The following is a 3,587-nucleotide window of genomic DNA, read 5'->3' as shown; positions in this document are numbered from 1 at the left end:
CCCTGCGAATTGATTGGTGAAACATACTGTTTCATCGCTTTTTCGTCTTCTTTTTGTTCAGTTTTCAAAGGTCATTTGCTGAAGTGACAGCTTTAATAGCATAACATTTTACCAAAGCTTCGTCAACAGTTTTTTTAAAAATATTTTTGCTCTCCTTAAGAAAGCTTTTTAATTATAGCTTATTTCTTAGCCAATTACAAGAAGTTTGTTTATGATTTTATGGCCTGTTCCTTTTTTAATTCTTCAATGAATAAAAGCATGAAGCTGTGGCGCTCCTCCGCTAACTTTTTGCCAGTTTCTGTTTGCATCAATACTTTTAAGCGAAGTAATTTATCATCAAAATGCTGCAGAGTAGAATTAGGATTTGTTTTCAAATAATCAAGTGGCTGTCTGTTTTTAGAGGCTCCATATGTAAAAGCTCGTATAATTCCAATTGCTCCCATGGCATCTAATCTATCAGCATCTTGGATGATTTTTTCTTCAATGCTTTGAGCTTGAATTTTGTTTTCTCCATTTCTATAAGATACGGCATCAATAGCACGTAGAATTCCCCGAACAAAATTCTCTTCAAGATTTTCATTTTCCATCCAGCTTTTCAGCTCACCTCTAGCTCGGCTAACATCTTTTGTCAATTTTTCATCAGGGTAGTCGTGAAAAAGTGCCGCTAGTTGGATAAAAAATAAATCTCCACCTTCTGTGGATTGGATTTTTGTTGCAGTTTCTACAACTCGCTTTAAATGTTCAAAATCATGGCCTGTTTTTTCTGAACAAAAAACTTCTTGCATCCAAGTTTCCGCCTTTGCAATAATTCGATTCATCTTCTATACCTCCTATCAATTAAAAAACCCCTTCACCGGTTTAGTCAAGGGGCTTCATGTTCTGTTTATTATCAACCACGTTGTTCGAAAAGTTGTACCATTTCGATGATTACTTTAGTTGCAAGTTCCATATTTTCAACGGATACATATTCAAACTTGCCATGCATATTTTCTCCACCAGCGAAGATATTTGGTGTTGGCAGTCCTTTGAAGGATAATTGCGAGCCGTCTGTCCCACCTCGGATTGGTTCAACAAGTGGTTCGATATCCAGTTTTTCCATAGCTTCATGCGCGATATCCACAATTTCTTTAACTGGTTCAATTTTTTCTCGCATGTTGTAATACTGATCGTTTAGTTCTAAGACAATATTTTCTTTGCCATATTTTTCTTGCATTTTTGAAATAATGTCGGCAACTTTGGCTTTTCGTTCTGCAAATTTTAATGAATCAAAATCGCGGATAATATAATAAGCTTTAGCTTGTTCGACATCTCCATTAAGTGAGATCAAGTGATAAAAGCCTTCATAGCCTTCTGTGTATTCTGGAGCTTCTTGGGCTGGAAGTGCGGCATTGAATTCCATTGCAAGTTTGGATGCGTTGACCATTTTATTTTTGGCAGTTCCTGGATGCACACTGTTGCCTTTGAATGTGATCTTGGCTGCAGCTGCATTAAAGCTTTCATATTCTAACTGACCGCGCGGACCGCCGTCCATCGTGTACGCGTAGTCTGCTCCAAATGCCTCAACATCGAAGAGAGCTGGACCGCGACCGATTTCTTCATCTGGCGTGAATGCAACGCGGATTTTACCGTGTTTGATTTCTGGATGGTTGATGAGGTGGTGCATCGCAACCATGATTTCTGTGATGCCCGATTTATCATCCGCACCAAGAAGCGTTGTACCGTCTGTCGTAATTAAAGTTTGGCCTTTATACCCAGCTAATTCTGGAAATTGTTTTGGCGATAAGACCACATTAAGTGTTTCATTTAACACTATGTCGCCACCATCATAATTTTCGCGGATTTGCGGACTTACGTTTTCCCCCGTAAAATCTGTTGCTGTATCAAGGTGTGCTAAAAAGCCAATAACTGGTATTTTTTTATCAGTATTTGCTGGAAGTGTCGCCATCACGTAACCATTCTCGTCTACTGTTACGTCACTCATACCAATTTCTTTTAATTCATTTACAAGAATTTTGCCGAGTTCAAGCTGTCCTTCTGTTGTCGGGCAAGTGGTACTCTCTTCGTTTGATTGGGTATTCACTTTTACATATGTAGTAAAGCGTTTGATCAGTTCTTCTTTCATCACTTACACTTCCTTCAGTTTATTTTCCTCTTCTATTATATGCCGCTCATCTTAAAATTTCTAATATTATGTGCGATTCATTGCATATCCTCAAATTCTCAATTAAGGTATAATAGAAAAAGAACGAACTTACTGCAAAAAGGAGTGCTTCAAATGAAACTAATTTCTTGGAATGTAAACGGGCTTAGAGCCGCTGTTAAAAAGGGGTTTTTAGACTATTTTCACGAAGTTGATGCGGATGTATTTTGCTTGCAGGAAACCAAACTGCAAGAAGGCCAAATTGAACTCGATACTCCTGGTTATTTTTCTTATTGGAATTATGCTGAAAAGAAAGGTTATTCGGGGACGGCTATTTTTACAAAAAAAGAACCTCTTCGGATCCAGTATGGATTGGGCTTAGATGAACATGATAATGAAGGTCGGTTGATTACACTCGAATACGCTGATTTTTATTTACTAACGGTTTATACGCCCAACTCACAAAGTGAATTGAAACGTCTTCCTTACCGTATGAGCTGGGAAGAAGCTTTTTTACAGTATATTAAAAGTCTCGATAACGAAAAGCCGGTTATTTTTTGTGGTGATTTGAATGTTGCACACGAAGAAATCGACCTTAAAAATCCGAAAACAAATCGCAAGAATGCTGGGTTTTCTGATGAGGAGCGCGCCAAGTTTTCGGATATTCTCGCGGCTGGATTTACGGACAGTTTCCGCTATTTTTACCCAGATAAAACAGACGCCTATTCTTGGTGGTCTTACCGGATGAATGCTAGGAGCAGGAACGTTGGGTGGCGGATTGATTACTTTGTTGTTTCTAATCGTTTAGAAGCTTCTCTTGTTGACGCCAAAATCCATTCAGATGTACTTGGATCCGATCATTGCCCGGTCGAACTCGATATCAAATTCTAGCAAAAAAGCTGGCGTTTCAGGAAGCGTCAGCTTTTTGATTTCTTATTTCGCTAATTCTTTTTTAGCTGCATCTGCGACTTAAATTGTTTCATAGAGTCTCATAGGAACGAAAAAAACAGGCTTTATAAATATCAAGATTTCATATAATTTCAAACGGATTTGGGTCAATTTTTGGTCAAAATAAGAAATGTGGGGTGCTGAAAAATGTTTATATCCAAACACTAATAGTTAATTATACATAATCGATGGTCAACTAAACCTTCATCTCCGAAATTTACTCGTTTGCGATCCACCTTTTTTGTAGATGACTTGGTTTACCTGCTGATGACATCCATGATGAAGTGCACCGCATAATCCTTGCCTGATTTTTGATCTATGTATCCATACACTTGTTCATTTACTCCTCTCGTGATATAGCGATTTTCTTGTGTATGAACAGTTGTTACTTCTTCATTAAGACAAAAAATAACCCAATCACCAATATGAACCACTCTCTGTCAAGTAGACAGAGGAAATATAAAAAATATTCTCCTAGATTAAATCTAGGAGTTTTTTA

Annotated in this window: 3 protein-coding genes; 1 reads left to right on the top strand and 2 read right to left on the bottom strand. The window is 37.8% G+C overall.

The features are described from left to right. Nucleotides 1-209 precede the first annotated feature (209 nt). Together HCK02_RS13450 and pepT are read right to left on the bottom strand one after the other, a co-directional pair. Entirely contained in the window at nt 210-818 is a 609-nt protein-coding gene (locus HCK02_RS13450) for an HD domain-containing protein (RefSeq protein WP_167630612.1), read from the bottom strand. Between the two features lie 71 nt (nt 819-889). After that, nucleotides 890-2,122, bottom strand: a complete 1,233-nt coding sequence (pepT, locus tag HCK02_RS13445; RefSeq protein WP_167630611.1) for a peptidase T — start codon at nt 2,120-2,122, stop codon at nt 890-892. A 153-nt stretch (nt 2,123-2,275) separates the two neighbouring features. On the opposite strand from pepT, the gene HCK02_RS13440 reads away from it, so the two are divergent. Further along, nucleotides 2,276-3,031, top strand: coding sequence for an exodeoxyribonuclease III (locus HCK02_RS13440; protein ID WP_167630610.1), 756 nt, complete (start codon nt 2,276-2,278; stop codon nt 3,029-3,031). The last annotated feature ends 556 nt before the right edge of the window (nt 3,032-3,587 follow it).

This window comes from Listeria valentina, from assembly GCF_011800755.1.
Lineage (GTDB): Bacteria > Bacillota > Bacilli > Lactobacillales > Listeriaceae > Listeria > Listeria valentina.
This window is presented reverse-complemented; position numbering and strand designations above follow the sequence as displayed.